The 24446-nt window shown below is 72.3% G+C and carries 22 protein-coding genes; 5 read left to right on the forward strand and 17 right to left on the reverse strand.

Annotated elements, in window-relative coordinates; genetic code table 11:
* Window positions 1–331 precede the first annotated feature (331 nt).
* Genes EV279_RS04025 through EV279_RS04035 form a run of 3 tightly spaced genes read left to right on the forward strand, consistent with a single transcriptional unit; the run spans window position 332 to window position 3884 of the window.
* A complete protein-coding gene (locus EV279_RS04025) occupies window positions 332–2092 on the forward strand; it encodes a substrate-binding and VWA domain-containing protein (RefSeq protein ID WP_133541618.1) in 1761 nt (586 codons plus the stop codon).
* A gap of 14 nt (window positions 2093–2106) precedes the next feature.
* Window positions 2107–3141 (forward strand): hypothetical protein, encoded by a 1035-nt coding sequence (locus tag EV279_RS04030; protein WP_133541619.1) that lies wholly within the window; start codon window positions 2107–2109, stop codon window positions 3139–3141.
* 14 nt (window positions 3142–3155) lie between these two features.
* Complete coding sequence (locus EV279_RS04035; protein WP_243728429.1) at window positions 3156–3884, forward strand: DUF2071 domain-containing protein; 729 nt, start codon at window positions 3156–3158, stop codon at window positions 3882–3884.
* A 25-nt stretch (window positions 3885–3909) separates the two neighbouring features.
* On the opposite strand, the gene EV279_RS04040 is transcribed toward EV279_RS04035, so the two are convergent.
* Window positions 3910–4995, reverse strand: coding sequence for a methyltransferase domain-containing protein (locus EV279_RS04040; protein WP_133541620.1), 1086 nt, complete (start codon window positions 4993–4995; stop codon window positions 3910–3912).
* 202 nt (window positions 4996–5197) lie between these two features.
* On the opposite strand from EV279_RS04040, the gene EV279_RS04045 reads away from it, so the two are divergent.
* Window positions 5198–6586, forward strand: coding sequence for a glycine--tRNA ligase (locus tag EV279_RS04045; protein ID WP_133541621.1), 1389 nt, complete (start codon window positions 5198–5200; stop codon window positions 6584–6586).
* Between the two features lie 118 nt (window positions 6587–6704).
* Here EV279_RS04045 and EV279_RS04050 read toward each other — a convergent pair whose 3' ends face one another.
* The 16 genes from EV279_RS04050 to EV279_RS04115 all read right to left on the reverse strand — a co-directional run bounded on the left by EV279_RS04050 (window position 6705) and on the right by EV279_RS04115 (window position 22831).
* Window positions 6705–7394, reverse strand: a complete 690-nt coding sequence (locus EV279_RS04050; RefSeq protein ID WP_133541622.1) for a GntR family transcriptional regulator — start codon at window positions 7392–7394, stop codon at window positions 6705–6707.
* 117 nt (window positions 7395–7511) lie between these two features.
* Window positions 7512–7901 (reverse strand): hypothetical protein, encoded by a 390-nt coding sequence (locus EV279_RS04055; RefSeq protein WP_133541623.1) that lies wholly within the window; start codon window positions 7899–7901, stop codon window positions 7512–7514.
* 131 nt (window positions 7902–8032) lie between these two features.
* Window positions 8033–8302, reverse strand: a complete 270-nt coding sequence (locus EV279_RS04060; RefSeq protein ID WP_133541624.1) for a hypothetical protein — start codon at window positions 8300–8302, stop codon at window positions 8033–8035.
* A gap of 252 nt (window positions 8303–8554) precedes the next feature.
* Window positions 8555–9130, reverse strand: coding sequence for a hypothetical protein (locus tag EV279_RS04065; RefSeq protein ID WP_133541625.1), 576 nt, complete (start codon window positions 9128–9130; stop codon window positions 8555–8557).
* Window positions 9131–9146: 16 nt separating this feature from the next.
* Entirely contained in the window at window positions 9147–12188 is a 3042-nt protein-coding gene (locus tag EV279_RS04070) for a hypothetical protein (protein WP_133541626.1), read from the reverse strand.
* Window positions 12189–12533, reverse strand: coding sequence for a DUF6507 family protein (locus EV279_RS04075; RefSeq protein ID WP_133541627.1), 345 nt, complete (start codon window positions 12531–12533; stop codon window positions 12189–12191).
* Window positions 12534–12552: 19 nt separating this feature from the next.
* Window positions 12553–12864, reverse strand: coding sequence for a pore-forming ESAT-6 family protein (locus EV279_RS04080; protein WP_133541628.1), 312 nt, complete (start codon window positions 12862–12864; stop codon window positions 12553–12555).
* A gap of 19 nt (window positions 12865–12883) precedes the next feature.
* On the reverse strand, window positions 12884–13219 hold the full coding sequence (locus EV279_RS04085) for a hypothetical protein (protein WP_133541629.1): 336 nt from the start codon (window positions 13217–13219) through the stop codon (window positions 12884–12886).
* A 119-nt stretch (window positions 13220–13338) separates the two neighbouring features.
* Window positions 13339–17367, reverse strand: a complete 4029-nt coding sequence (eccCa, locus tag EV279_RS04090; protein ID WP_133541630.1) for a type VII secretion protein EccCa — start codon at window positions 17365–17367, stop codon at window positions 13339–13341.
* The gene (locus EV279_RS04095) at window positions 17364–18155 is read right to left on the reverse strand and encodes a hypothetical protein (RefSeq protein WP_133541631.1); all 792 of its coding nucleotides are present in this window, start codon (window positions 18153–18155) and stop codon (window positions 17364–17366) included. Before EV279_RS04095 ends, eccCa begins: the two co-directional genes overlap by 4 nt.
* Complete coding sequence (locus EV279_RS04100; protein WP_166644435.1) at window positions 18152–19501, reverse strand: EsaB/YukD family protein; 1350 nt, start codon at window positions 19499–19501, stop codon at window positions 18152–18154. The genes EV279_RS04095 and EV279_RS04100 overlap by 4 nt, the downstream gene beginning before the upstream one ends.
* Window positions 19498–19782 (reverse strand): hypothetical protein, encoded by a 285-nt coding sequence (locus EV279_RS16795; RefSeq protein WP_166644436.1) that lies wholly within the window; start codon window positions 19780–19782, stop codon window positions 19498–19500. The genes EV279_RS04100 and EV279_RS16795 overlap by 4 nt, the downstream gene beginning before the upstream one ends.
* Window positions 19782–20885 carry a DUF6177 family protein gene (locus tag EV279_RS16800; RefSeq protein WP_166644437.1) on the reverse strand — a complete coding sequence of 368 codons (1104 nt, stop codon included), beginning with the start codon at window positions 20883–20885 and terminating at the stop codon, window positions 19782–19784. The genes EV279_RS16795 and EV279_RS16800 overlap by 1 nt, the downstream gene beginning before the upstream one ends.
* Window positions 20882–21649 (reverse strand): FHA domain-containing protein, encoded by a 768-nt coding sequence (locus tag EV279_RS04105; protein WP_133541633.1) that lies wholly within the window; start codon window positions 21647–21649, stop codon window positions 20882–20884. The genes EV279_RS16800 and EV279_RS04105 overlap by 4 nt, the downstream gene beginning before the upstream one ends.
* A gap of 184 nt (window positions 21650–21833) precedes the next feature.
* Complete coding sequence (locus EV279_RS04110) at window positions 21834–22259, reverse strand: DUF1801 domain-containing protein (protein WP_133541634.1); 426 nt, start codon at window positions 22257–22259, stop codon at window positions 21834–21836.
* Window positions 22256–22831, reverse strand: a complete 576-nt coding sequence (locus EV279_RS04115; RefSeq protein WP_133541635.1) for an HhH-GPD-type base excision DNA repair protein — start codon at window positions 22829–22831, stop codon at window positions 22256–22258. The genes EV279_RS04110 and EV279_RS04115 overlap by 4 nt, the downstream gene beginning before the upstream one ends.
* 133 nt (window positions 22832–22964) lie before the next feature.
* Between EV279_RS04115 and EV279_RS04120 the strand changes: the two genes are divergently transcribed.
* Window positions 22965–24428, forward strand: coding sequence for an FAD-dependent oxidoreductase (locus EV279_RS04120; protein WP_133541636.1), 1464 nt, complete (start codon window positions 22965–22967; stop codon window positions 24426–24428).
* The last annotated feature ends 18 nt before the right edge of the window (window positions 24429–24446 follow it).

Below are 24446 nucleotides of genomic sequence, written 5' to 3' on the forward strand. Positions count from 1 at the left end.
TCATCGATAGACGCGCCTCAGGACGGTGAGTGGATCGCTTCTGCACGTCGGCCGCCTTCCCCGTTGGGGCGAGTCAAGCACAGGGCCCGCGCGCGGCGCATCACTGAATTGCCATACGACCTGGGCAATCATCACTTCCGGGTGACGGCGTCCGATGTGCTCGGCATCCCGCGCAGCTCGGCCACCCCAACAGCCGAACCGTCAGCCTTACACTGGCCACATGTCGCCCGGCCCACGGCGCACCCTCGCCGGTTCCTCAGACCTTCCGACCGAACACGGACATTCGCGATCAGGGCGGTTCGCCGCTGCGTCGGCGCTCGCGGCGGCGGCGATGATCGTGCTCGCAGCGTGCACGGGTGCGAGCTCGGACGACAACGGCGACGGCGGGGATTTCGCCGACGACGGCTGCACGAGCGTCGTCATCGCGACGTCCTCGGAGAAGGTCAACATGCTCGACGCGCTGGCGGACGCGTTCAAGGAGTCGCCGGAGTTCGACGACCTCGACACGTGCGCCACGGTGCGCCCGATCAACGTCTCGTCGGGCGATGCGACGCGCTACCTGACGGCCGGCGGGCACTGGCCCGACGAGGACGCGCGCCGGTGGCCGGCGATGTGGTCGCCGGCCTCGACCGTGTGGACCGAGCGGGTCGCAGCCGCGGCATCCCCTGCCCTCGTGGGAGAGCCGGAGTCGTTCACGCACACCCCGGTCGTCTTCGGTGTGCCCGAGACGATGGCGAAGGCACTCGGATGGCCTTCCGCCGAGATCGGCATCGCGGACTTCGCGAGGCTCTGCTCCGACCCGGACGGCTGGGGGAGCGTCGGCAAGCCGCTGTGGGGCTCGTTCAAGATCTCCAAGACGAACCCGAACACCTCGACGACGGGTCTTTCGACGATCCTCATGCAGTCGTACGAGGCATCCGGGAAGACGTCGGATCTGACGGCCGAGGACGTGGCCGCGGCCGCCGACTTCTCGCGGGTGTTCGAGGAATGCGTCATCCACTACGGCGACACGACCGGCAAGGTGCTCTCGCGCCTGTACGACCAGACCCAGAACGGCACGGGCGGCTCGGGCTACGTCTCGGCGATCGCGGTCGAGGAGACCTCGCTCCTGAACTACAACCAGGGCAACGCCGACTCGCACACCGTGCAGCCCGGCGAGAAGCTCACACCCCCGAAGGAGAAGCTCGTCGCCGTCTATCCGAAGGGCGGCTCGATGTGGTCGGACAACCCCGTGACCGTGCTCGGCGCGCCGTGGGTGACCGATGAGCAGCGCGAAGCGGGGCTCGCGTTCGCGGCCTTCCTCCAGACCGAGGCGGCACAGCGCATCCTGCCCGAGTTCGGCTTCCGGCCGCTCGACGAGTCCGTGCCCCTCGGCGAGCTCTTCACGGAGAAGTACGGAGTCGACCCCGCGCAGCCGACCGTCACGCTGCCCCGGCCGGCGGTCGACGTCGTCTCGAGCGCCATCGACCAGTGGACGCAGATCCGCAAGCCCTCGTCGGTGCTCGAGGTCATCGACATCTCGGGATCGATGGACGACCCCATCGGCGACGGCCGCTCCAAGCTCGACGGCGCGATCGAGGGCGCGCAGAAGACGCTAGGACACTTCCGGCGCAGCGACGAGGTCGGTGTGTGGGCCTTCACGACGGGCATCGACGGCGAGAAGGGGGACAACATCGCCGTCGTGCGCGACATCTCGCCGCTCGCCTCCGACCTGGAGTCGCTGCAGTCGTCGATCGAGGATCTGCGGTTCTCCAACCGGCAGGGCACCCCCCTCTACGACGCGATAGCCAGCGCCTACGACGAGATGAAGGACCGCGCCGAGCCCGGGCGCATCAACGCGATCGTCGTGCTCTCCGACGGTCAGGACACCGATTCGACCACCTCGCTCGACTCGCTGCTGGCGAAGATCGGCCCGTCGGCGCGCGAGGGCAGCGACTCCGCTCCGGTTCGCATCTTCCCGATCGCGTACGGTGAAGGAGCCGACACGTCCGCCCTCCGGCGCATCGCCGAAGCGACCGGCGGGCAGTGGTTCGACGCGTCGGACGCGGCCAAGATCGACCTCGTCTTCGCCTCGGTCATCAACAACTTCTAGTCGGCGGGAGGATCATGCCGGTTCCGCCGATCCCGCTCTCCGCGAACGGGTACGTCGACGATGCCGCTGCCGCACTGCAGGGCTCGAACGTGTATGTCTCGAACGAGGTGGGCAATGCGTCGACGCTCGCGCAGCAGCTCGACCAGCAGGTGGGGGATGCCTCGATCGGCGTCGCGGTGTTCTCTGAGAACGCGGGGCTCGAGGGGTCCGCCTCCGACATCGTCAGCGAGCTGGCGGCGGCCAACCCGGGCTACGACACCATCATCGTCGCGGTCGGAGACGATGTCGCGGCGGGCTCGCGCACGCTTCAGGCCGGCGAGGCGCTGCGGATTGCGAACGAGTCCGAGCAGGCGAGCGACTCCGTCGACGCGGCACTGACCCAGACGGTGCAGCAGATCATCGCTGTCACCCCGCAGGCCGAGCAGGGCGGAGTGGATGCCGGGCCCGTGGTCGGGATCGCGGTCGCCGTCGCGCTGCTCGTGGGAGCGGGCATCGCCGTCGTCGGCGCCGTGCGGGCCCGGAGGCGGCGCGCCGCGGCGGACCGCGGACTTCCCGACGCGGTCCGCGCGCAGGTCGCAACCCTGCGCGGCCTCGTCCCCGAGTACGCCGCGGTCGGCGCCTCGGGCGATGCCGTCGCAGCTCGGGCGGCACAGGAGATCGCGATCCTCGCCGACAACGTCACCGAGCTGTTCAACCGCCTGGATCGCCGCAGCGCCGCCGACCAGGTCGACATCGCGGCCGTCGAGTACGACGACAAGCTGCGCAAGCTCACGGCGGCCCTGAACCGCGACTACCTGCTCGACGTCCTTCGCCATCCGAATCTGTGGGACGACCCCGACGACCGCGTCCGCGAGGTCCAGGGGGCGCTCGACGGAGTCTCGACGGAGCTCGTCGAGAACATCAAGCAGGTCAACGCTCGCCGCGGCCTGCACTTCCAGGTGTCGCTCGACGGACTCATCGGTCGTCGCAAGGAGCTGCAGGACTGGGACCGCGCCTTCGATCAGGCCTCGGAGGACGGCACGCCCCCGCCGTCCGCGCCGCGCCGCTGAGCCGGAGACTCGACGTGACCGCCGTCGAGGAGGTGTCTCCCGATCCGCCCCACCGGATCCCGCGGCCCTGGTCCACGCAGCGCTGGCGCGACGCGACCTTCCTCCACTGGCCGTACGACCCGGCGGTCGTGGCTCCTCTCCTTCCGCCGGGCACGCGCCCCGATGTGCTCGACGGAGACACGTACGTCGGCATCATCGCCTTCCGCATGGTGGGCCTCGGCCTCGGGCGGGGTCCCGGCATCCCGTATTTCGGCACCTTCTGCGAGACGAACGTACGGCTCTACAGCGTCGATGAGCGCGGGCGGCGGGCAGTCGTGTTCCGATCTCTGGATGCCGCGCGCCTCGCGTCGGTCGTGGCCGCGAGGGCTGCGCTCGGCCTGCCGTACGTGTGGTCGCGCATGCGCATCGATCGCCACGGCGACGTGATCTCCTACCGGAGCGCGCGGCACGTGACGGGTGCCGCACCCCTCCGGCTCTCGGTGCGGGTGGGGGAGGACATCGCGGAGCCGAGCGCCGCCGACCAGTTCGTCACCGCGCGGTGGGCGCTGCACACGCGCGCGTGGGGCCGGACCCGCTACGTCGCCAACGAGCACCCGCGCTGGCCGCTGCGGTCAGCGACGGTGCTCCAGCTCGACGAGCGCCTCGTGACGGCCGCCGGGCTCCCGCCACCGGAGGGTCTGCCGTCGAGCATCCTGTTCTCCCCGGGCGTGCGCGTGGCGTTCGGCACGCCCGCGCTCCCCTGACCGGGGCGCGCGGCCGCGCGCCGCGTCAGGGTTCGAGGAGGTAGAACCGGAACGCGCTGAAGCCCTCGATCGGCAGCACCGAGACGCGGGAGAAGCCGGCCTCGCGGGCGTAGCGCTCCAGGACGGCGGGTCGCATGACCGTGCCCGTCGCCGCCGATCCGGGCGTCGACATCGAATCGGGCAGGCAGATGAACAGGCTGTACCCGTACATGACGCGTTCGATCTCGTCGCCGGGCGGTGCGAAGGTCTCGGCCACCGCCTCGTCCATGACGACGACGATCCCGTCGTCGCGCACGGCGCGACGCATGGCAGCCAGCACGCCGACCGGGTCGGGCAGGTCATGGAGGGCCTCGAAGACGAACGCCGCGTCGTAGCGGTCATCCCCCTCCTCGGCGAGCTGCTCGCCCCGCAGGTCCGCGAACGTCACGTTGTCCATGCCCGCCGCGTGCTGCCGGGCGGCCTCGATGGCCGGCCCGTCGAGGTCGAAGCCGTCGACCGTCGCATCGGGGTAGGCCCGCGCGAGGGCGATGGTCGACCAGCCGTGACCGCACGCGACATCGGCGATCCCGGCATCCGGTCTCGACAGCACGTCGTGCACGGCGGGCACGGAGGCGAGGGCGCCGGCGAGGGCGTTCTCGAACCACGGTCGGTTGACGTCGCCCTGGGCATCGCGCATGCCGGGCCCGAACTGCGCCCAGGGCACGCCGCCGCCGGATCGATACGCGTCCAGAAGCGCGGGAATCTGGCCGGCGGCCGAGACGAACAGACGCGCCAACGGCGCGGAATAGCTGAGCGACGTCGGATCCGTGAGCACCTCGGCCTGCGCCGCCGTCAGCCGGAAGCGGGCCGTCTCTCCCTCGCCGTCGGCTTCGAGGAGGCCCGCGACCGCCTGCTGCTCGAGCCACTCCCTCGCGTACCGCGGGTGGATGCCGGCGCGCGCGGCGAGCTCGGGTGCCGTAGCGGGTCCCTGCCGGAGCGCGTCGTAGAGCCCGAGGCGGTCGCCGAAGTAGACCGACAGGAGCTCCATGGCCGCGAGCAGCCGGTCGAAGACGCCGCCGGCCGACTTCTCCACCTGCTGCTCCGAGGTCTCGGCGGTCGACGTCTCATCCATGGCGATTCCTCTCCGTCGACGCGCCGCGGTTGCCGCACATGCTAGGCCGGGCGGGGTGAGGGCGCCAGAGGCCCCCGGTCCGGGAGGCGGCGCCCGGCTAGGATTGTCGGATGCCGCGCGATGCCACGGCATCCCGCAGCACCCCGTAGCATCCCGCGACTCCGCGACCTCTTCCCGCACGATCCCGACCATTGGAGCCACCGTGGCCGAGCAGTCCCGCCTCGACAAAGTCATCGCCCTCGCCCGTCACCGCGGGTTCGTCTTCCAGGCGGGGGAGATCTACGGCGGATCCCGCTCGGCGTGGGACTACGGCCCCCTCGGCACCGAGCTCAAGGAGAACATCCGCCGCCAGTGGTGGCAGACCTTCGTGCGCGGCCGCGGCGACATGGTAGGCCTCGACTCGTCGGTGATCCTGCCCAAGCGCGTGTGGGAGGCATCCGGTCACGTCGCGACGTTCACCGACCCCCTCGTCGAGTGCCTCAACTGCCACAAGCGCTTCCGTGCCGATACCCTCATCGAGGATTTCGAGGCGCGCAAGGGACGCAAAGCCGAGAACGGCCTGGCCGACGTGCCGTGCCCCAACTGCGGCGTCAAGGGGCGGTACACCGAGCCCAAGGCATTCTCGGGCCTCATGAAGACCTACCTCGGCGTCGTCGACGACGAGTCGGGCGTGCACTTCCTCCGCCCCGAGACGGCCCAGGGCATCTTCATCGACTTCGCGAACATCGTCACCGTCTCGCGCAAGAAGCCGCCCTTCGGCGTGGGCCAGGTCGGCAAGGCCTTCCGCAACGAGATCACGCCCGGGAACTTCATCTTCCGCACGCGCGAGTTCGAGCAGATGGAGATCGAGTTCTTCGTGCCGCCGGCCGAGGCCGGCGAGTGGTTCGAGCACTGGGTCGAGGCATCCTGGAACTGGTTCACCGACCTCGGCATCGATCCCGCGAACATCCGCCGCTACGACGTGCCGGAGGAGGACCGCGCGCACTACTCCGACGGCACGATCGACGTCGAGTACCGCTTCGGCTTCCCGGGCAAAGAGTGGGGCGAGCTCATGGGCATCGCCAACCGCACGGACTACGACCTGCGCTCGCACTCCGAGGCGTCCGGCCAGTCGCTCAGCTACTTCGACCAGGCGACGAACGAGAAGTACATCCCGTACGTCATCGAACCCTCCTTCGGCCTCACGCGCGCCATGATGGCCTTCCTCGTCGACGCGTATCACGAGGAGCAGGCCCCCAACGCCAAGGGCGGCACCGACACCCGCACGGTGCTCAAGCTCGACCCCCGCCTCGCGCCGGTCAAGGTCGCCGTGCTGCCGCTGTCGCGCAACGAGAACCTCTCGCCCGTCGCGCGGGGCCTCGCCGACGACCTCCGCGCGCACGGATGGAACACCGACTTCGACGACGCCGGCGCCATCGGCCGTCGCTATCGCCGTCAGGACGAGATCGGCACGCCGTTCTGCGTGACGATCGACTTCGACTCGCTCGACGACCGGGCCGCGACGGTGCGCGATCGCGACACGATGGGCCAGGAGCGCGTGCCGCTCGAGGGGCTCGTCGACCATCTGGCGCAGCGCCTCCGCGGGGCCTGACTCCTCCCGGGCAAGGGCTCGGCGTCTCGCGAGCCGAGGGTTTCCCGCCGAACGAGGGCTGATGCGCGGCATCCATCCTCGCTCTGCGAGAAGCCCTCGCCTCGGTAGTGCGCTCCCGCTACGCCGGGGTCGCGGAAGGGGTTGAGCCGGCGGTCGCGCCCTCGGCTGGGTCGGCCGGCAGGCTGTGCCAGAGGTCGTAGGCGACGGATGCCGCGCCCGCGGCGTCGCCCGCGGCGAGCAGCTCGATCAGCTCGTCGTGGTGTGACACCGACGCGCCGCCGTCCCCGCGGAACCTCACCAGCTCGGCACGGCGCACAAGCGGCTCGAACTGCTCGAGCACGGTCTCGAGCGCACGGTTGCCTGCCGCCCCCACCGGGATGCGGTGCAGGTCCTCGTCGGCGCTCAGAGCGGCGAAGGCGTCTCCTGCCTCGAAGGCCTCGGCGAAGCGGCGGTTCGCGTCGCGCATGAGTGCGATGTCGTCGTCCCCGAGGCGGCCGGCAGCCTCTCGGACGGCGAGCTCGTGCATCGCCGCGACGACGTCCCGCGCGTTGCGGACCTGGCGGGGGTCGATGTCACTCACCGTGGTCGACCGGCCGCGGACCGCGACGACCAGTCCGCTCGCGCCGAGCCGCAGCAGCGCTTCGCGCACCGGGGTGCGGCTGACTCCGAGCCACTCCGCGAGCTCGGCGTCCTTCAGCTGCTCGCCAGGGGTGAACGTGCCGTCGACGATCGCGTCGCGCAGGCGCAGGTACACGTCGTCACGGAGGAGCGACCGGTCGAGGCCGCCGGTATGACGGGGGATGGGCATGCAATATATTGCGCACGCCGCGTGCTCGGCCGCAAATCGCCCGTGCGCCCGCTCGAGATCGCACGGATCACCGTCAGACCGGCCCGCGGGCCGCGATTCGTGCGATCTCGGCGTCGGTCAGCGCGCGTTGCGAGTCGGTGCGAGTCCCTGGTGGACGGCGATGCCACGGGATGCCTCGGCCGCCGCGTCGAGGACCGCGACGCCGACGGCGCCTTCGGGCCGCCACGGCGTGTAGGCGTCTGTCCACCACTGCGTGCCCTCGGGTGCCTTGGTGCCGGGAAGCAGCCGTTCGACCTCGTCGAGACGCGGCAGGAGCCGGGGCCGCAGGACCGACAGGACGACCTCGCCGCCCGCGACGATCTGCAGCACCGCGCCCTCGTCGAGAACGCGCGCCTCGAGCGGCTCCGCGCCAGGTCCGGCCTTAGCGGTCCACACCCGCCCGGCCGCCGCGACGACGGCATCGCCGCTCAAGGGCTCAGCGGTCAGCGCGACGCTGCTGCGCGGCATCCGTTCCTCCGTTGCTTTTCCCGTCGGCGCCCGGTCGATCCGCCGAAGACCTGCCGAGTCTAGCCAGTCGTCGCAGCACCGCCCGCGCCGAGGGCGGTCATGGCGGGCGATTCAGTCTGCGGTGATGCGCCTCAACGGGCTTCCGTCAGCGGATACACCGTCTCGTCGACGGTGACGTCCTCGATCTCGGCGGGGTCGACAGTCGCCTCCCAGCCGTCGTTCTGATTGCCGCGTAGTCCGGCGGCGACCGCCTCGTCCGGCTTCGAACCGGCGTAGGCGATCTGAAACCGGCCGCGGCTCAGCCCGCTCTTGACCACGAACCGAACCTCGACGGGGACCCCGTGCCACCAGCCGGTGACCCTTCGCTCGTACAGCGCGTCGAAAGCACTGTTGGGGAGCATGACCCAGGGCTCGTGAGGTTCAGCTCGCCCTCAGCCTGCACCCGCTTCCACGTGCCACCGCCCGAGTGGTATCCGAGCAGTCGACCGTTGTAGCTCAAAAACGAGCCCGGAGTATCGATCGCATCCTCCGTTCAGCGGCCCGTGTTCGCGGCGGGGCGGGCGCGGGGGCCCTCTGGGGCTCCCCACCACCGGAGCACGTCGGGACGGCGTCTCGGCTCATCGAGCGTCCGCCAGCAGCAGATGCATCGTCGGTCACGGAGCAGTGAAGGGATGGTAGGAGCGCTTCGCCACCATCTGCTCGAACTCCGCCGCCTGCCGTGCACTGATCGGCTCGATGTCGGTTTCGAGGGCGTTCGTTAATGACGACCATACGACACGATTACGGTCCTCGCGCCAGGTGCCCACATCCTTCAGCACCGAATCCACCACGGCCTTGCCGTCGTCTTCGCGACGGTAGAGAGCCCAGGGCACTCGCGCGCCGTTCTCGGTGGAGAACCGGGCGAAGTACTGCACCCGTGGCCGCTCCACCGGCGCCGGAAGCCCCAGCCACAGCCGCCGGTAGAACCACCGGTTGCTGAGCGCGGCCAGTGCGGTGTCGCTGAGATCCGGGCGCGCCTCGTGCAGCCTCGAGCGATAAACCTCTCCGGCGGTATCCGAGGGAATGACGACGTCGCTCAGGTCGACAGACTCGGCGTCGGCGAGAACCGAGTCGAGAGCCGCAAGCAGCGGCACTCCGCGCACCTGTTCGAGCAGCGCCACAGCCTCGCGATCGTCGCTCGGGCGCTTGCTCGTTCCGTAGCCGGTGAAGGCCACGATCGCCTCGGTCATCAGCTCGGGGTCGATCTCACCGGACATAGGAGCTCAGCACCTCCCCCGTCTCCGCGCTGATGACCGTGATGCGGGTCACGTGTTCATTCTGGAAGAGTCGGGGCAGTTCGTAGTTGAGCCATACCGAATGGCCACCCACGTTGCCGACAACGGCCGTCACTTCGCCGCGCGCGCCCTCGGCCAGACTCGACGAGACCGCTCGCCACGTCTCCAGCGTCTCGGGTCGCGACCAGTCCGAGGGCATGTCGTCGAGCAGGCCCTGAGCCGCGAGACTCTGCTCGAGGGTTGCGCGGCCGTTGGCCGACGCCCACGACTCCGCGATCTGCATCGAGCTTCCGCCGGCCTTGGTCGGACCCGACCAGAAGGTGAGCGAGTCGTCCGCGGTGCGATTGTCGAATCGGCCCACGACCGTCTCGTCGACGAGACCGCTGTCGAGAGCATGAGGCTGCACGCCTGTCGGGATCTCGAGGTCCGTCCAGTCGATGGCCGTCGCGCCCGGCGGAACCTCGACACCCGCGAACACCTCGTTCATCGCGGCGTCGAGCTCCGCGAGCCGGTCCGGCGTGACGCCGGGAAGGCGCGCCTCTTCGTAGTCGTGGTGGGTGAGGCTCTTGGCGTCGAAGCTCGCGTCCGTGTGGAACTGGACTTCGAACATCCGACCGGTCGACGGATCGAACCACGTCGAGTTGATGCCCTGGTAGCCCGCTGCGCCCCAGGAGTTCTTGAGGTCTCCCACCGGCACGAAGCCGCGGTCGGAGAGGTCCTCAATCACTGCGCGGGCGTTGTCGGCGTATGTCGCCGCATCGCTCACGACGGTGTAGCGGATCGCGTCGTGGGTGTCGCCCAATGCCCTGCGGGCCGCGTCCGTCCCCGGTGCGGCGTCGTCGAGCGCTGTCGCGATCTTGCGATACAGCGACTCGTCGCCCTTGAGCCGGAAGTCGAAGCCCTCCAGCCGCGTGCGGGGATGCCCGCCCACGACGTCCTGCAGGGTCGCGGAGATGTGCGGTTCCGCCTGACGGGACGCCTCCAGGAAGTCGTCGACGGCCGCCCTGTCGCCGGCCGTGAGCGTGAGGTCCGGGTTCTCGGAGCTGCGCCACGCGACATCCGGAGTGGTCGCCTCCGGTGCGGCGCCACTCTGGTCGGGACCCGTCGTCCCGGTCGTGTCACCACCGGTGGCATCCGACGAGGAGCCGGTGTCGCCGACGTCATGACCGCCATCGGGCTCGCCGTCGACGTCGCCGGGACCGTCACCATGGGGGTGACCGTCACTCGACCCGCTTCCCGATCCGTTGCCCGCCGAGTCGCCGCCGTGGCCGATGCCGCCCCCGCCGGTCGTCGTCTCGGGGTCGCGCACGACGGCCGGCTCGCCCGAGCCGCCCGTCTCGGTGCGCACGGGCGCCTCGTCCACGATCATGTTCACGGGACCGGGGCCGGTCTCGCCGCGGACGCCGCCGGCGCTCACGAGCTCGGGCTCGCGGACGGGCGCGGGGGCCGAGGCATCCACCCCTCCGTCGCCCGCGCGGCCGCCAGCGACGGCGTTGTCGAACGACCCCGCCGGCAGTTCGATGCGGCCGCCCGGGAACTCCAGCACGTTGCTGCCGAGGCCGTCGACGTGCGCCGTGACGGAGCTCATGTCGACGCCCCAGTCATCGAGCGTCTTGATCGCCGAGGCCGTGTCGGTCGCGGTGTACACCTCGACGTGGGGAGCGTCGAGCTTCGAACCGGCGCCGAGGTTGCCGATGACGTTGTCGAGCGATCCGATGCCCAGCCCGCCCAGGCGCGTCGCACCGTTGACGGCGAGGGCGGCCGGATCGACGAGGTCCACGACGCGGGCCATCTTGGAGAGGACGGATGCCGCGGTTCCGGCCGTCTTGACGCCGGCCACCGCCGCCCCGCCCGGGATGAGGATCGTTCCGACGTTGAAGACCGACTCGCCGAGCGCGGTGCCGGGGTCGTCGTCCCACTTGTCCCACGCGATGAGCGCCTTGCCCGTGTTCAGCGCCGCCTCGTCGGCCTTCGCCTTGAAGTCGCGCACCTCCTGCGGGAGGAACCCGTCGCCGCCGAAGGCCTCCATGCCCTGGTCGGCCCACAGGAGGGGTCCGAGCAGCGGGGAGTTGAGAACTCCCGAGGCGACGAGCAGGCCGAGGTTGCCCCACGCGGCGCCGTACGCGTCGCCCGAGAACCAGTCGCCCGTCGCGGGGTTGTAGCCGAGCACGAGCGTGCCGAGGCCCTCGATCGTGCCCCACACGCCGCCGACGAGGAGGCCCTCCCACAGGAAGTCTTTGAAGACGAACTTCGCCGTCGCTTCGCCGCAGCCCTCGCTGCGCTCCACCGATGCGCCCCACGGCATCTCGGTGCCCTCGGGAATCTCCTCGAGGCCGTAGCCGAGCGGATCGTCCTCCGACTCGAACGCGTGCAGCGGCGCACCGCCGAACAGCGCCCGGATGGTGTTCGCGCAGGTGCGCTCGGCCTCCCAGAGGGCCACCTGCTGCGCGTTGACCTGCGAGATGAGGTCGTTGTTGCGGTCGACGTACTCCTGGACCTCGTGCCACTCCTTCGTGACGTTCTGGTACTGCGGGATGTCGCTCGTCGCGGTGGTCGACCCGCCGGTCGAGGACGACGAGTACGGGGAGTAGCCCGAGGAGGTCGCGGTCGTGCCGTAGTAGCCCTGCGTGCTCACCCAGGCGGGGTTGAGCTCCCGCACCTGCACGCCGCCGGCGATCTCGTCGCGGAAGGCCTGCGCCTCGAGGCGCAGCGCGTCGAGCTCTGCCTTGATCGGGCGAACGTCGGCGGCGAACTGAGTCAGGGCGCCCGCGACGACGTCGAGGTTGTCGCCGGCCGCCGTCGCCTGCGACGACACGGGCTGCATGAGCCCGAGCAGTGTGCCGGATTCGGGGGCCTCGTAGACGCCGGCCATGCCCTGCCACTTGAGGTGGACGTTCGAGCCGTTGTCGCGGATCGAACCGGCGATCGTCTTGATCGTCGACGCGTTCGACTCGATCGCGTCGGGATCGATGTCCTTGCCCGGGATCTTGTCGGGATCGATGGCGGAGGGCACTCACCTCACCCCCGGCGGAAGATGCGGCGGGTAGACGGCGGCGACCGACGCGGACTGCGCGTTCGCGGCCATCTCGAGGTCGCCGGCGACGTACGCCTCGGTCGCCTTCACGACACCGGATGCCGCCGCCCCGATCCGGGCGTTCATGCCCTGGATGCGCGGGCCCTCCTCGAGCGTGAAGTACGACTGGATGGCCTCCGAGATCGCGCCCGACTGGGTCGCCACGACAGCCCCCTCGAGCGCAGGGCTCAGGTCGTTCAGTGCCTCGCCGAGGGCGGTCGCGTAGGTGTTGACGTCCGTCAGCACGGAGACGACCCCCGACGGCTGGATGCTCCAGGACGTCATGGATCAGTGCGGACCGGGCTCAGCCGATCGACTCCACGGCCGCACGCGCCTTGCGCAGCGCATCCTGCGCCGACTCGTCGTTGCGCTCGAGCGAAGACCGCAGCGTCTGGATGATCCCGCGCACCTCGGCGGCGGCGTTCTTCCACCGCGTCTCCTTGGCGCGGTAGTCCTCCGACACCCCCTCGGCTGCGTAGTCGGCCATCGCGGCCTGCACGTCGCGATCGCGCTGGTCGATCAGCGCCTCGAGCTGGGCGGCGACGCGGTTGAAGTTGTCCTGTGCGTTCTGGGAGGCCGCGATGTCGTAGTCGCGGCGGTCGCTCTGATTCGCCATGTCCGGGTGTCCTTTCCGTTCAGCGGCCCGAGCCGAAGCGGGCGGCGTCGAACGATGACCCCGCCTCGAGGCTCTGCGTCTGGTCGACCATCGCGGATTCGCCCTCGAGGAACGAGCGGTTCATGCCGCCGATGCCGGCGAGGACGCCGTCGAGCGCGGCCTTGAGCTCGGCCGAGATCGCGTCGGTGCGGCCCTTGAAGCGGTCGAACGCCGCGCGCCCCGCGCCCTGGAACCTGCCCTCGAGCGGCTCGGCGGCCTCGAAGAGCTGTCGGACGAGCACCGAGAGGTCATCGCTCGAGCCCGAGGTGGCCTTGGTAAGCACGGTGAGGGTATCCGCACCCATTGCGAACTTCATCCGTCGTGATCCCTTCGTCGCGGCGCTGGAACTCGCCGATCGGATTCCACTGCCGGTGGACGTCCTCCAGGCTAACCGATGGTCGGGACACCCCCGTGTCCCCCTTTTCGGGGACGTCGCTATGGCGTTTCCGCCCGCCGGCGACGCCGGCGCGGGGGTATCTCATCGGTCTGCAGCACATCGCGGTGGCGGCCCGGCAGAGACGAGGCATCCACGTCCGCCAGGGGGGATGCCGCGGCATCCGTCGGCGCCTGCTCGAATCGGGCGATCTGCACGAGCGTGGGACGCTCGCCGCGGCGCGCGAGGCGCCCGCGGCCGGCGACCATCGGCTCGGCGTAGAGCTTGGGCAGGAGCTGCCCCTCGGCGCGGTCGCCCGACATGATCAGCGCCGTTCCTCCGGTGTCCCGTACGCCCTGCAGGGCGACATCGAACATCGCGCGCGAAGCCCCGGCGACGGGCCGGCTGACGACGACGTTCAGGCGCAGATCCCGAGCGGACGCCAAGTACGGCAAGAGCGGGCGGAGGGGCTCCGCGCCGCCCGCCGCGAGGATGTCGAAATCGTCGGCGATCACGAGGATGCGGGGCCCTCCGGCGGTGCGGTCCACCGCGCGCTTCTCGAGCTCCGTCGCGATCGACTCCGCCAGCAGGCGCGCCTGGCGCCCCGACGTCGCATGCCCGCCGAGGTAGTCGTCGGGGATGTCGCCGACGAGCTCGCCACGGGCGTCCATGAGCGCGATGACGAGCTCCTCGGGGGAGTGCCGGTCGATCGCCCCCTGCGTGACGCCCCGCAGCACGGTCGTCTTGCCGCAGCGCGAGTCGCCCAGCACCAGAAGGTGCGGGTCGCGGGCGGCGAGGTCGAGGACGGCAGGGGTCATCGTGTCCTGCCGCAGACCCACCGGGATCAGCTCGGGCTCATCCAGGGCGTCGGGGAGGTCGTCGGGAGAGAAGTCCTCGGGCAGGAGGCGGATGGGCGCGGCGCCGGGTCCGCTCCACTGCGCCGCGCTCTCGCGGGCGATGCGCTCGAGCGCGTCGCCGATGTCGGCGTCGTCGACCTCCTCGAGGAGCGGGAGTGCGATCTGCGCGAAGAGCCTGTCGTCGGTCAGCGCGCGGCCCGGCTCGTCGGCGCGAAGGGTCGACGCGAGCTTGCGGGCGATCTGGGAGTCGGCGGGGTCGTTGAGCTTGAGTTCGAGCCGGGTGCCGACGAGGCCCTGCAGATTGAGGCGCAGCTCGTTCCACCGGGCGAGCGTCACGACGACGTGGATGCCGAAGCTGCCGCCGCGTTCGAGCAGCTGCCCGAACGGCGCCTCGAGGTCTTCGAACTCGGCACGGAGGGCGCCGAGCCCGTCGACGAGCAGGATGACGTCGGCGCTGGGGAGCTCGGGCAGACGACCCGCGGCGTGCTGGCGGCGCATGTCGGCGAGCGAGTCGAGGCCGTGTTCGCGGAACACGCGCTCCCGCACGGCGAGCATGCCGGTGAGTTCCTCGAGCAGGCGCGAGAGCCGCTCGCGGTGCCCCCGGGTGGCTACGCCGCCGACGTGCGGGAACGGCTCGATGCGGGCGAGTCCGCCGCCCGTGAGGTCCATGCCGTAGACGCTCACCTCGCGGGGCGAGTGCGTGAAGGCGAGGGATGCCGCGAGTGTGCGCAGGAAGGTCGACCTGCCGGACTGCGGCGCGCCCGTGATCGCGACGTGCCCACCGGAGCGGGTGAGATCGAGCAGCCACGGAGCCTGCTGCTGGCGGGCCGGATCGTCGAGCAGTCCGAGCGGCGCCTGAAGCCCGCCCCGGTTCTCGACGGCGGACAGGACGCCGCCGAGCGTGAGGACGGGTGGCAGAGGAGGAAGCCAGACCGGACGGGTGCGCGCGACGCCACGGGTGAGGCGCGATGCGGCGGCCTGGACGAGCGTGCGGCCCGTGGCCGGCGCCTCGGGCTCGGCGAGGGCTCCGATCGGGGCCTCGGAGTCCTCCGCGGCCGCACGGTCGTAGGGCGGCAGCTCGACGAGCGGGGGCATGTCGGAGCGCGCCGGCCCCGCCTCGGCCGGCGAGGGCACCGGCCCCGAGACGTAGCCGGCCCGGAAGCGCGTGTAGACCGAGGTGTCGACCTTGAGGTAGCCGAAGCCGGGGATCGCGGGCAGGTGGAACGCGTCGGGGGTGTCGAGCACGACCGCGGACTCGGACTCCGAGAAGGTGCGCAGCCCGATCCGGTACGAGAGGTAGGTGTCGAGGCCGCGGAGACGCCCGCCCTCGATGCGCTGGCTGGACAGCAGAAGGTGCACGCCGATCGACCGGCCGATGCGCCCGATCGTCAGCAGCAGCTCGACGAAGTCGGGCTCGGCCGTGAGCAGCTCGCCGAACTCGTCGATCACGAGGAAGAGGTGGGGGAGGGCGGGGAGGTCGGGTCGCTCCCTGCGCAGCTGGCGGTAATGACCGATGGATGCCGCGTTCCCGGCATCCTTCAACAGGCGCTGGCGCCTGACGACCTCGCCCTGGATGCTCGCCCGGGCGCGCTCGGTGAGCTGCGGATCGTCGGCGAGGTTGTCGATGATGCCGGCGACGTGCGGAAGCCCGGCGAAGGGGGCGAACGCCGCGCCGCCCTTGTAGTCGACGAGGATCATGCTCAGGTCGTCGGGGGAGTGCGTCAGCGCGAGTCCGAGGATGAGCGTGCGCAGCAGCTCGCTCTTCCCCGAGCCCGTCGCCCCGATGCAGATGCCGTGCGGCCCCATGCCGAGCCGGGCGGACTCCTTGAGATCGAGGAGCACCGGCGCGCCGCGGTCGTCGACGCCGATCGGCACGCGCAGGAAGTCGCCCGCGGAACGCGACCTCCAGGCGTCGCCCAGGTCGAATGCGTCGACATCGGCGATCCCCAGGAGCTCGGTGACGTCGGGGGCGAAGGTCGACTGGGCGTCGACGGCGCTCGTGCGAGTGAGGCGCAGAGCCGCGAGGGGCCGGGCGACGACCTCGAGGAGCGCGGTCGGGACGCGGTCGGGACGGATGCCGCGCAGGGCGTCCTCGCCCGAGCCGGGCGTCTCGATCGTCGCCGTGCCGTCTGCGAGCGTCACGCGCGCCGAGACGGCGGGCGGCTCCTTGAGACGGTCGTCGACGACGTGGACGACGGTGATGCCGAGATCGGCGGGATCGAGCGCGGCGTCCAGACGGGGAAGGGGGGACGCGGCATCCGTCCCCTCGTCGAGGAAGATCACGAGCCGGGCGGGCTTCGTGCGCCGCCCGCTCCGTCGCGTCGCCGCGGCGGACGTCACGCGATCGCGCAGCTCGTCGGAGAGGAGTGTCATCAGCTCGGGAAGCGTCGGAGCGATGCGCCTGGCCGCGACCTGCCCGGCGGGCGGAGTCGCGGACGAGGCGTGGGGAAGGAGGTCGAGGCCGTGCCAGAGGTCGAGGGCGTGCTCTGGCACGACCGCGGCGAGATGCACGTCGTCGGGCGAATGCAGCGCGCCGATCTGCGCGGCGATCGCCCGGCAGAGGTCGATGGTGTCCTCGCGGGGACCGACGATTGAGACGTGGCCGCCGCGCTCGAGATCTAGCAGAGCGGGAAGGCCCTGCGCGACGCCGGCGAGCTGAACCAGCCGGGCCGCGGCGCTCTTCATGACCGGGTCGAAGGGCTGCACCGGATTCTGCTCGGGAGGCAGGCGCACGTCGACCGCGCGGAGGTCGCCGGTTCCGATCCGCACCCGCAGGAAGTCGGGATCTCCGGGGCGGCGCTCCCATCGGCGGGCGGGGTTCGCGCCGATCTGGACGAGCGTCGCGGGAGCGGGATCCAGCGCGAGGGAGGCATCGCGGCGGGCGTCGGCGATCTCGCGCACGGTGGCGCGCTGCTGTTCGAGGTAGTCGAGGTAGCGTTCGCGCTGGATGCGGCGCTGTCGGGCGGCGTTCCCGCGGGCCGTGAACGCCATGCCGACGCCGCCGACGAGCGCGACGACGAGGATGACGGCGCCGACGACGACCATGACCGGGTTGTTCCGCAGCAGCACGATCATCGTGATCGAGGAGAGGCTGCCGAGGATCGGGAGCATCGACTGGATCGGGAAGGGTGACGAGCTGTCGCCGACGGGCGGGGGCGGCGCGAGGACGATCTCGGCCGGACCCTCCAGCGGCTGCGTCGCCCGGGCCGGCCGGTGGACGATGTGCACCGTCACGCGGGCACCGCCTTCCGGCCCGACAGCACCGTCGCGGCGACCTCCAGGACCGCATGGCGCGCGCGCCCCGTCGGAGTACGGCCGCCGCGGAGGCCGCGGTCGAAAGGGACGCCGACGACGGGCCAGGGGTCCGATGCCATCGCACGCGCGACCGCCTCGCCGGCGCGCGCGTGGTCGACGAGGGCGAGCACCGGCGCCGGTCCCTCCGGAAGCGCCGCGATGGCCGGCGCGACGGCCCGCGCGAGCTCCGCCGGCGCACGACGCGCGTCGCTCACGAGGCACACGACATCGCACAGCGCCGCGCAGGCGGCGAGATCGACGAGCGGATGCCGCGCCCCGAAGTCGGTGATCGACACCTCGAAGAACCGGGTGATGGGGGCCGCCTCGGCCAGCCATGCGGCGACGGGGCCGTCGGAGACGTCGGGCCGGAGGCAGAACCAGCCCTGGCCCTCGCTCAGGCCGGTGACGGCGTCTGCGCTCGTCCGCGCTCTCGCGCGCGCGTCGCTCGGCGGCGTCGCGGCCGCGCCGAGGCGCGCACCCAGGTCGGCCTCGCCGCCCGCGACGTCGATCGCGAGGACCGGCTCGGAGCGCCGCGCGGCGAGCACCCGCAGAACCTGCGCGGCGAGGGTCGTGGCGCCCGCCCCGGGCGCGAGCGACACGAAGCCCAGGCGGCGGGCTCCGGTGCCGGCGCCTCGGATCGAGGCATCCCATTCCGTCAGCCGGCTGCCCCGGCCCGCTGCGCTGCCCAAGAGTGCGGCCGGCAGGTCGCGAGGGTCGATTCCGGTCATGAGCCGCCGCCGAACATCCCGAGGAGCTCGGCGTAGATGCCGAGCGCGCCGAGGAGCAGGGGAAGCAGCGCCACCACGGCGAGCGTCTCGATCACGTTGCCCGCGCCGCGCAGGCGCGCGCGCTGATGCGGAGCGGGGCGTGCGAGCACCGCGGCGCCGAGAACGATGGCGGCGAGGGCGGCGATCGCGACGCCGACCCACGCGAGCGGCCCGGCGAGCTGAGTGAGGAGGGCGGTGGAAGCGATCGCCGCCGCGGCGGCGAGGAGCGACCACACCTGCGTACGCAGCGGGAAGGCGCGCACACGCAGCGCGGCGATGAGCGCGAACGCCACGGCGAGCAGCCCGCTCCACAGCTCCGAGGCGAGCACGAGGGCGACGCCGGTCACGGCCAGCACCGCCGACACGGTCACGACGCTCCAGGCGAGCGCCGAATAGGCGTCGGCGATCGACGCGAAGGCGCGCGGCCGCTCGACACGCTCGCCCGCTGCGACCCCCTGGTCGAGCCGCGTGACGCCCGATGCGGAGAGGGCGATCCAGGGGAGCGGGCCGGTCGCGAAGGCCGCGAGAGTTCCCGCCACGGCCGCGGCGGCGGCCGGCCCGACACCGAGAAGGAGGAGGGCGAGCAGGATCGACGCGAGGACCGCGCCGACGGCTCCGCCGGCGGCGGCGCCCGGTCGCCGCAGGGCCACTCCGAGCGCGAGCAGGACGACGGTCGAGCCCGTCGCGATCACGACGGCGGCGCCGAGCAGGGCTGCGCTCGCCGAGTCGTACCCTCCGGCGCCGGCGGCCGTCGCGCCGGCGAGCCCGAGAGGGAGGAGGAGCCCCGCGGCGGCCGCGCCGACGCATCCCGAGACTCCCGCAAGGCGCAGCAAGCCCAGCAGGGTGGCGATGCCCAGGAGCACGACGACGGCAAGAAGGAGGGTCCACGCGGCGGCGAGGGCGCTGCCATAGGGGGCGATGAGCCCCGCGGCAGCGGCGGCGAGCGCGATCCCCGTCGCCCCGGCGATCATGCGGGCGCGGTCGTCCCAGCGGTCCGGGCGCGCCTCGAGCGCATCGGCCGCGGCATCCGTCACGTCGATGACGACGGGAGGCGGCGGCGCGGCGTCGAGCGGGACGAGGCGCAGCAGCGCCCCGTCGCCCAGATCGAGCTGCTGCGGTGAGCGGCCGATGTCGAGCTGCTCGCCGTCGGCGGCCACCAGGGTCAGCGGCCGTGCGACCGTGCCGCCGGTCTCGCCCAGGAGGTCGAGGAGACGAGGGAGGACGGCGCCGAGGGGCTCGTCGCTCGAGACGACGACCTCGGCCCGGCGGGTGGTGCCGGCGACCGTCAGCCGGGTGTGGAGGCTCACGATGCTCCTGAGGGGATCGAGTCGAAGGGAGGTGCCGAGACGGAGGTGCTCGCCGGCGCAGGGCCGGCGGCGCGCTGCCCCGCGAGCAGCTGCACGACGAACGAGATGCCGACGCAGACGGCGCACACGACGGCCGCGAGGATGAGTGACCCGATCAGCCGCTTGAAGTGGTCGTTGACGGTGCGCCGCTCGTCGATCCGGCCGTACAGCAGGGCGGATCCGAGGCGCATGCGCTGGATCCTCGCCTGCTCGATGAGCACGGTGTCGCGCTGGTCCGGCATCAGCGGTCCCCTTCCGTCTGTGTGACGTCGCCGACACGCGCACGCAGGCGCGCGGCGACCTGAGGCGCTGCCGAGAGCAGACCCGCGACCCGATCCGGATCGAGCGTGCCGAGCACCTCGGCGAGGCGATTCCACCCGCCACCCGCGGGCGATCCCAGGCTGACCAGCACTCCGGGCAGTCGCGGGCTGCCCACGACGGCCGCGCCGAAGTCGGCGGCCCAGCGCCTCGCGTCGATGCCGGAGGCTCGCACGCCGGGCGGGCCGACGAGCATCGCGAGCGGCTCGGGCTGCATCCCGGCGGTCGATCGACGCGCGAGGTCGGGCGAGCCGAGGGCGGCGAAGGCGACGCCGAGCAGCGGCATCCCGATCCCGGCAGCCCGCGACAGGAACTCGCGCGCTGCGAGGGCCAGCCCGTCGGCGCCGTCGTCGCCCGGACCGGCGACATCGGCCCACACCCGGGTCGTCTCCTCGACCCCCTCCGACGTGCGAGCGAGGGCGATCGTCGCGATCACGGGGTGCTCGCCCGGCGTCACGGCGGCCCAGCGGCTGTCCAGGGGGAGTCGCCGGCGCGTGCGCTCGGTAAGGTCGTCGCGGTCCCACGGGCCCACGAGCGGCTCGGTGGGGCCCCAGGCCTCCGGCGCCCGCCGCGCGAACCGCTCGGATGCGGCCTCCAGCACGCCGCCGAGCCGGATGGGCCGGCTCGCCCGGTGCCGCGTCGATACGGTTGCGACGAGCTGCAGCCGGTTCGAGACCGCCGCGCGGAGGAAGGCCGGGTGGACGGCGTCCCGCGACGGATGCGGCGGGAGCTCGAGGACGGCCTGCGGGGCCGCCAGAGGCGCTCCGGTGCGGGTGTCGTAGCAGCCGTCCTCCGGTGTGCGGACGACCCAGTGCCCCCGCACCGCCGACAGGGCCTCGGCCAGGGGCCGGGTCATCCGCGAGTGCTCGCCCGAGACGACGATCGGCCGGTCGCCGCCCGACGCGACGCGGTGCAAGAAGTCGCTCATTCCGACCGTCAGCGCGACGACGTCCGCCCGAGTCTCGGTGGCGGCCCAGCCCGGTCCCGCTCCGTCCAGGAGCGGATGGTCGATCGTCCCGGCGCTCATGCCGGCACCCTCACAGTGACGACCCGATCGCCCAGTTCGAGCGCGGCGTCGGCGGGCAGCGGCGTGCGCTGGTGGGCGAGAAGCGGCTGCGCCCCGCTAGCGGTCCGCACGAACGTCCCGTTCGTCGAACCGAGGTCCGTCACCCAGACGACCCGTCCGTCCCACTCGAAGCGCGCGTGGGACTTCGAGAGGGTCCGCGACAGGTCCGCCCAGCGATACACCTCCGCGGGGGCGTCGGCCGGCGTCGAGGGATTGCGGCCGAGTACGAGCGGCCCATGGAGGGGGAACCGCTGCCCCGAGTCGAGCTCGACGACCGGCGACAGCGAGGTGCGCGCCGGCGTGACGGCGGCGGGCTGCCGGGCGGGGAAGGCGAACGGGGCGAGCGCGGGAGCGAACGGATCGCGGCCGCGGTGGATGTCGTAGGTGCCCAGGCGCCCGGACACGAGCTTCGCGAGGACGGATGCCCCGGCCGCCGCGCCGGTGGAGCGCTCGACCGTGCGCGTTCCCGCCGCCAGGCGCCCGGGCGTGCGGCCCGACCGGCCGAGCGCGGCGGTCGTGCCGAACACGAGAGCGAGGGTCAGCAGCGCGAGGATCCATCCCGCCGCCGGGACCCCCGTGCGGAAGAGGAGCGCGGCGACGGCGGCCACGGCGACGGGAACGAGGACGTCGACGGCGAGCGCGGCGACCCGCTGCCCGGCGCGCGCGGGCGCCGTGAGGATGAGCGGATCGACGGCGGCCGGTGTCGTGTGGTCCAGTGTCGTCATCACGAAGTGCTTCCCCCCGAGGGAACCTTCCGAGTCTAGACGGACGCCTTCCCGGGCCTGCGGGTCGGATCATCGGTCCCCTGCCGAGCGAGCGCGCCACTTTCCTGCGAGCGCTGCACCGATCGACGTAGCGCTCGCAGGAAACTGTGGCGCTCGCCCGCACTCCTCGGGCCGGGGCGGGGGGTCAGCCCGTGACGGTGATCTCTGCGTACTCGATCTCGCCCGACGTCAGCCGCTCGAGCGAGCGCTTCACGGCGCGGCGCAGGACGTCGAGATCGATGTCTGCGAGGTCCTTCAGGTAGAGGCACGATGCGCCGGTGGTGTGCGGGCCGAGCCCGGTCAGGTCGGGGCCACCGTCGTCGCGCGGATCGAGCAGATAGACCGTGGTGGCCTGACGACGCGGAGCGAAGCCGAGGAGGGGCGCGTCGCCCTCGGTCCCGGTGGGATACCGGTAGTGGTACGAGCCGAAGCCGACGATCGTCCCCCATAGGACGGGCTCGCGGCCCGAGACCTCCGACAGGAGCCGGACCATCGTCTCGGCGTCGCGCCGGCGGACGGCCGGCGTCACCGCGGCGAGGAACTCGTTCACGTCGCCGCCGGTGGGCTTCATCGCGCCGCCTCCTTGGCGGCTGCCTTCATCGCGCGCTTGTGCTCGCGCACCGCGGCGAGCGACTCGGCGCTCGTGATGTCGGCGACGCTGCGGAACGAGCCCTCCTCGCCGTAGGGGGTGGATGCCTCGCGCCACCCATCGCCGGCGAATCCGTACTGCTTCCCGAGCAGCGCGAGGAAGATCTTCGCCTTCTGCTCGCCGAATCCCGGCAGGGCTGTCAGGCGCCGCAGCACTTCCCGCCCGTCGGGCTCGTCTCGCCTCCAGAGCGCCGCGGCATCCCCTCCCCAGTCCCGCTCGATCGCCGCGCACAGCGACTGCACGCGCGCCGCCATGGACCCCGGGAAGCGGTGCACCGACGGCGGCCGCTTGAAGACCTCGACGAACGCCTCGGGGTCGTAGCCCGCGATCGTCGCGGCGTCGAGCGAGCCGAGGCGCTGCTGGAGCTTGAGCGGGCCGCCGAACGCCGTCTCCATGGGGATCTGCTGATCCAGCAGCATGCCCAGGAGGAGGGCGAGCGGATCGTCGGTGAGCAGGCGGTCCGCGTCGGGGTCACCCGTGATGTGGAGCGTCATGCCGCCAGTCTCGCACCGGCGCGGCTCGGCGGCCAGGATGCTCCGGCCACCGGGGTCGGAGACTGATCCTCCGGTCGCTCGCCTCGTCGAAGGGCCGGACGGCACCGGTGCGAGGATGGTGGGGGAGGCCGGGATGAGCGACAGTGCCGCGGACCGCGAGCTCGAAGAACTCGCGGAGGCTGCCCACGAGCGGCACGTCGTCGTCGTGGGCGGGGGCATCGCGGGCCTCGTGGCAGCGCTGGAGTGCGCCAAGGTCGGGCTCCGCGTGACGCTCGTCGAGGCATCCGATCGCCTCGGAGGCAACCTCCGCACCATCCAGGTCGCCGGCCTCGAGCTCGATGCGGCCGTCGAGGGCTGGTCGTCGCGCGGCGCCGCGGTGCGCGCGCTCGTGCGGGAACTCGGGCTCGAAGACCGGATCGTCCCTGCGCGCGACGCGCGCACGTGGATCGCCGGGCTGCCTTCGGGGGCCGCCCCGCTTCCGGACGGGACGATCGCGGGGATCCCGGAGAACCCCTGGGACGAGGACGTCCGGCGCATCATCGGCTGGAGCGGCACGTGGCGCGCGTACGTCGACCGCCTCCGTCCCCCGCTCACGATCGGCAAGGAGCGCAGCCTCGGCGCACTGGTGCGCTCGCGCATGGGGGCCGCGGTGCTCGACCGGCTCGTCGCTCCCCTGAGCCTCGGCGTCTACGGCATCCACCCCGACGACATCGACGTGGAAGGGGTTGCACCGGGCCTCAGCACAGCGCTCACGCGCACCGGCTCGCTGAGCGGAGCCGTCGCCGACCTTCTCGTCGACAGGCGCAAGGGCGGCGGCGGGCTGGAGGGGCTCGTCGGCGGGACGGCCGGCCTCGTCGACGCGCTGCGCCGGCGGCTCGAAGGGCTCGGAGCCGAGATCGTCCTCGGTCGCGCGGCCACGCGGATCGAGCGACGCGCGGACGGGCGGTGGACGGTGGCACACGCGCCGGCATCCGGCGACCTCCCGGCGCTCGACCCCGCGGACGACGTCATCGTCGCGCTCCCCGAGCACGGCGCCCGCCGCCTGCTCGCCCCCCTCGTCCCGGCACTCGATGCGCCGGCGGAGCCGAGTCCCGCCGTCGAGGTCGTCACCCTCGTGGTGAGAACGACGCGGATCGACGGCAGCCGCGGCGCCGTCCACCCCCTGCCCGGCACCGCGCGCGCTGTCGGTGTCGTCGACTCGACCGCGCGATGGCCGTGGCTTCCGATGCTCGCGGGGGAGGGGATCCGCATCCTCCGGGTGTCGTTCGGCACCGCGGGAGCCCCGCCCGTCACCGGCGGACTCGACGACGGCGACGCCTTCCGGCTCGCGGCGGACGAGGCATCCGCTCTTCTCGGCGTGTCTGTCGGAGAGGTCAGCGGCGCTGCGCGCGAGCGTTTCGCTCCGCCGACCCCGGCCTCGGCGCTCGGTCATGCCGACGCCGCGGCGGCCGCGCGAGCCGCCATCCGAGCCGTCCCCGGACTCGCGGCGGCGGGCGGATGGCTCGCAGGATCGGGACTCGCGCAGATCGTGCCCGACTCGATCGCGGAGGCGGAGCGGGTGCGCCGCCGCGCCCTCTTCGGCGGTTCGGCGGTCTGACCGCTCCCCACCCGGCGC

Origin of the sequence: Microbacterium sp. BK668 (genome assembly GCF_004362195.1) — a bacterium.
Lineage (GTDB): Bacteria > Actinomycetota > Actinomycetes > Actinomycetales > Microbacteriaceae > Microbacterium.

What these genes read in the sequence shown, in the direction of transcription:
- EV279_RS04025 (WP_133541618.1), top strand. Translation starts at nt 332, where the DNA reads ATGATCGTGCTCGCAGCGTGCACGGGTGCGAGCTCGGACGACAACGGC.
- EV279_RS04030 (WP_133541619.1), top strand. Translation starts at nt 2,107, where the DNA reads ATGCCGGTTCCGCCGATCCCGCTCTCCGCGAACGGGTACGTCGACGAT.
- EV279_RS04040 (WP_133541620.1), bottom strand. Translation starts at nt 4,995, where the DNA reads ATGGATGAGACGTCGACCGCCGAGACCTCGGAGCAGCAGGTGGAGAAG.
- EV279_RS04050 (WP_133541622.1), bottom strand. Translation starts at nt 7,394, where the DNA reads ATGCCCATCCCCCGTCATACCGGCGGCCTCGACCGGTCGCTCCTCCGT.
- EV279_RS04055 (WP_133541623.1), bottom strand. Translation starts at nt 7,901, where the DNA reads ATGCCGCGCAGCAGCGTCGCGCTGACCGCTGAGCCCTTGAGCGGCGAT.
- EV279_RS04060 (WP_133541624.1), bottom strand. Translation starts at nt 8,302, where the DNA reads ATGCTCCCCAACAGTGCTTTCGACGCGCTGTACGAGCGAAGGGTCACC.
- EV279_RS04065 (WP_133541625.1), bottom strand. Translation starts at nt 9,130, where the DNA reads ATGACCGAGGCGATCGTGGCCTTCACCGGCTACGGAACGAGCAAGCGC.
- EV279_RS04075 (WP_133541627.1), bottom strand. Translation starts at nt 12,533, where the DNA reads ATGACGTCCTGGAGCATCCAGCCGTCGGGGGTCGTCTCCGTGCTGACG.
- EV279_RS04080 (WP_133541628.1), bottom strand. Translation starts at nt 12,864, where the DNA reads ATGGCGAATCAGAGCGACCGCCGCGACTACGACATCGCGGCCTCCCAG.
- EV279_RS04085 (WP_133541629.1), bottom strand. Translation starts at nt 13,219, where the DNA reads ATGAAGTTCGCAATGGGTGCGGATACCCTCACCGTGCTTACCAAGGCC.
- EV279_RS04095 (WP_133541631.1), bottom strand. Translation starts at nt 18,155, where the DNA reads ATGACCGGAATCGACCCTCGCGACCTGCCGGCCGCACTCTTGGGCAGC.
- EV279_RS16795 (WP_166644436.1), bottom strand. Translation starts at nt 19,782, where the DNA reads ATGCCGGACCAGCGCGACACCGTGCTCATCGAGCAGGCGAGGATCCAG.
- EV279_RS16800 (WP_166644437.1), bottom strand. Translation starts at nt 20,885, where the DNA reads ATGAGCGCCGGGACGATCGACCATCCGCTCCTGGACGGAGCGGGACCG.
- EV279_RS04105 (WP_133541633.1), bottom strand. Translation starts at nt 21,649, where the DNA reads ATGACGACACTGGACCACACGACACCGGCCGCCGTCGATCCGCTCATC.
- EV279_RS04110 (WP_133541634.1), bottom strand. Translation starts at nt 22,259, where the DNA reads ATGAAGCCCACCGGCGGCGACGTGAACGAGTTCCTCGCCGCGGTGACG.
- EV279_RS04115 (WP_133541635.1), bottom strand. Translation starts at nt 22,831, where the DNA reads ATGACGCTCCACATCACGGGTGACCCCGACGCGGACCGCCTGCTCACC.
- EV279_RS04120 (WP_133541636.1), top strand. Translation starts at nt 22,965, where the DNA reads ATGAGCGACAGTGCCGCGGACCGCGAGCTCGAAGAACTCGCGGAGGCT.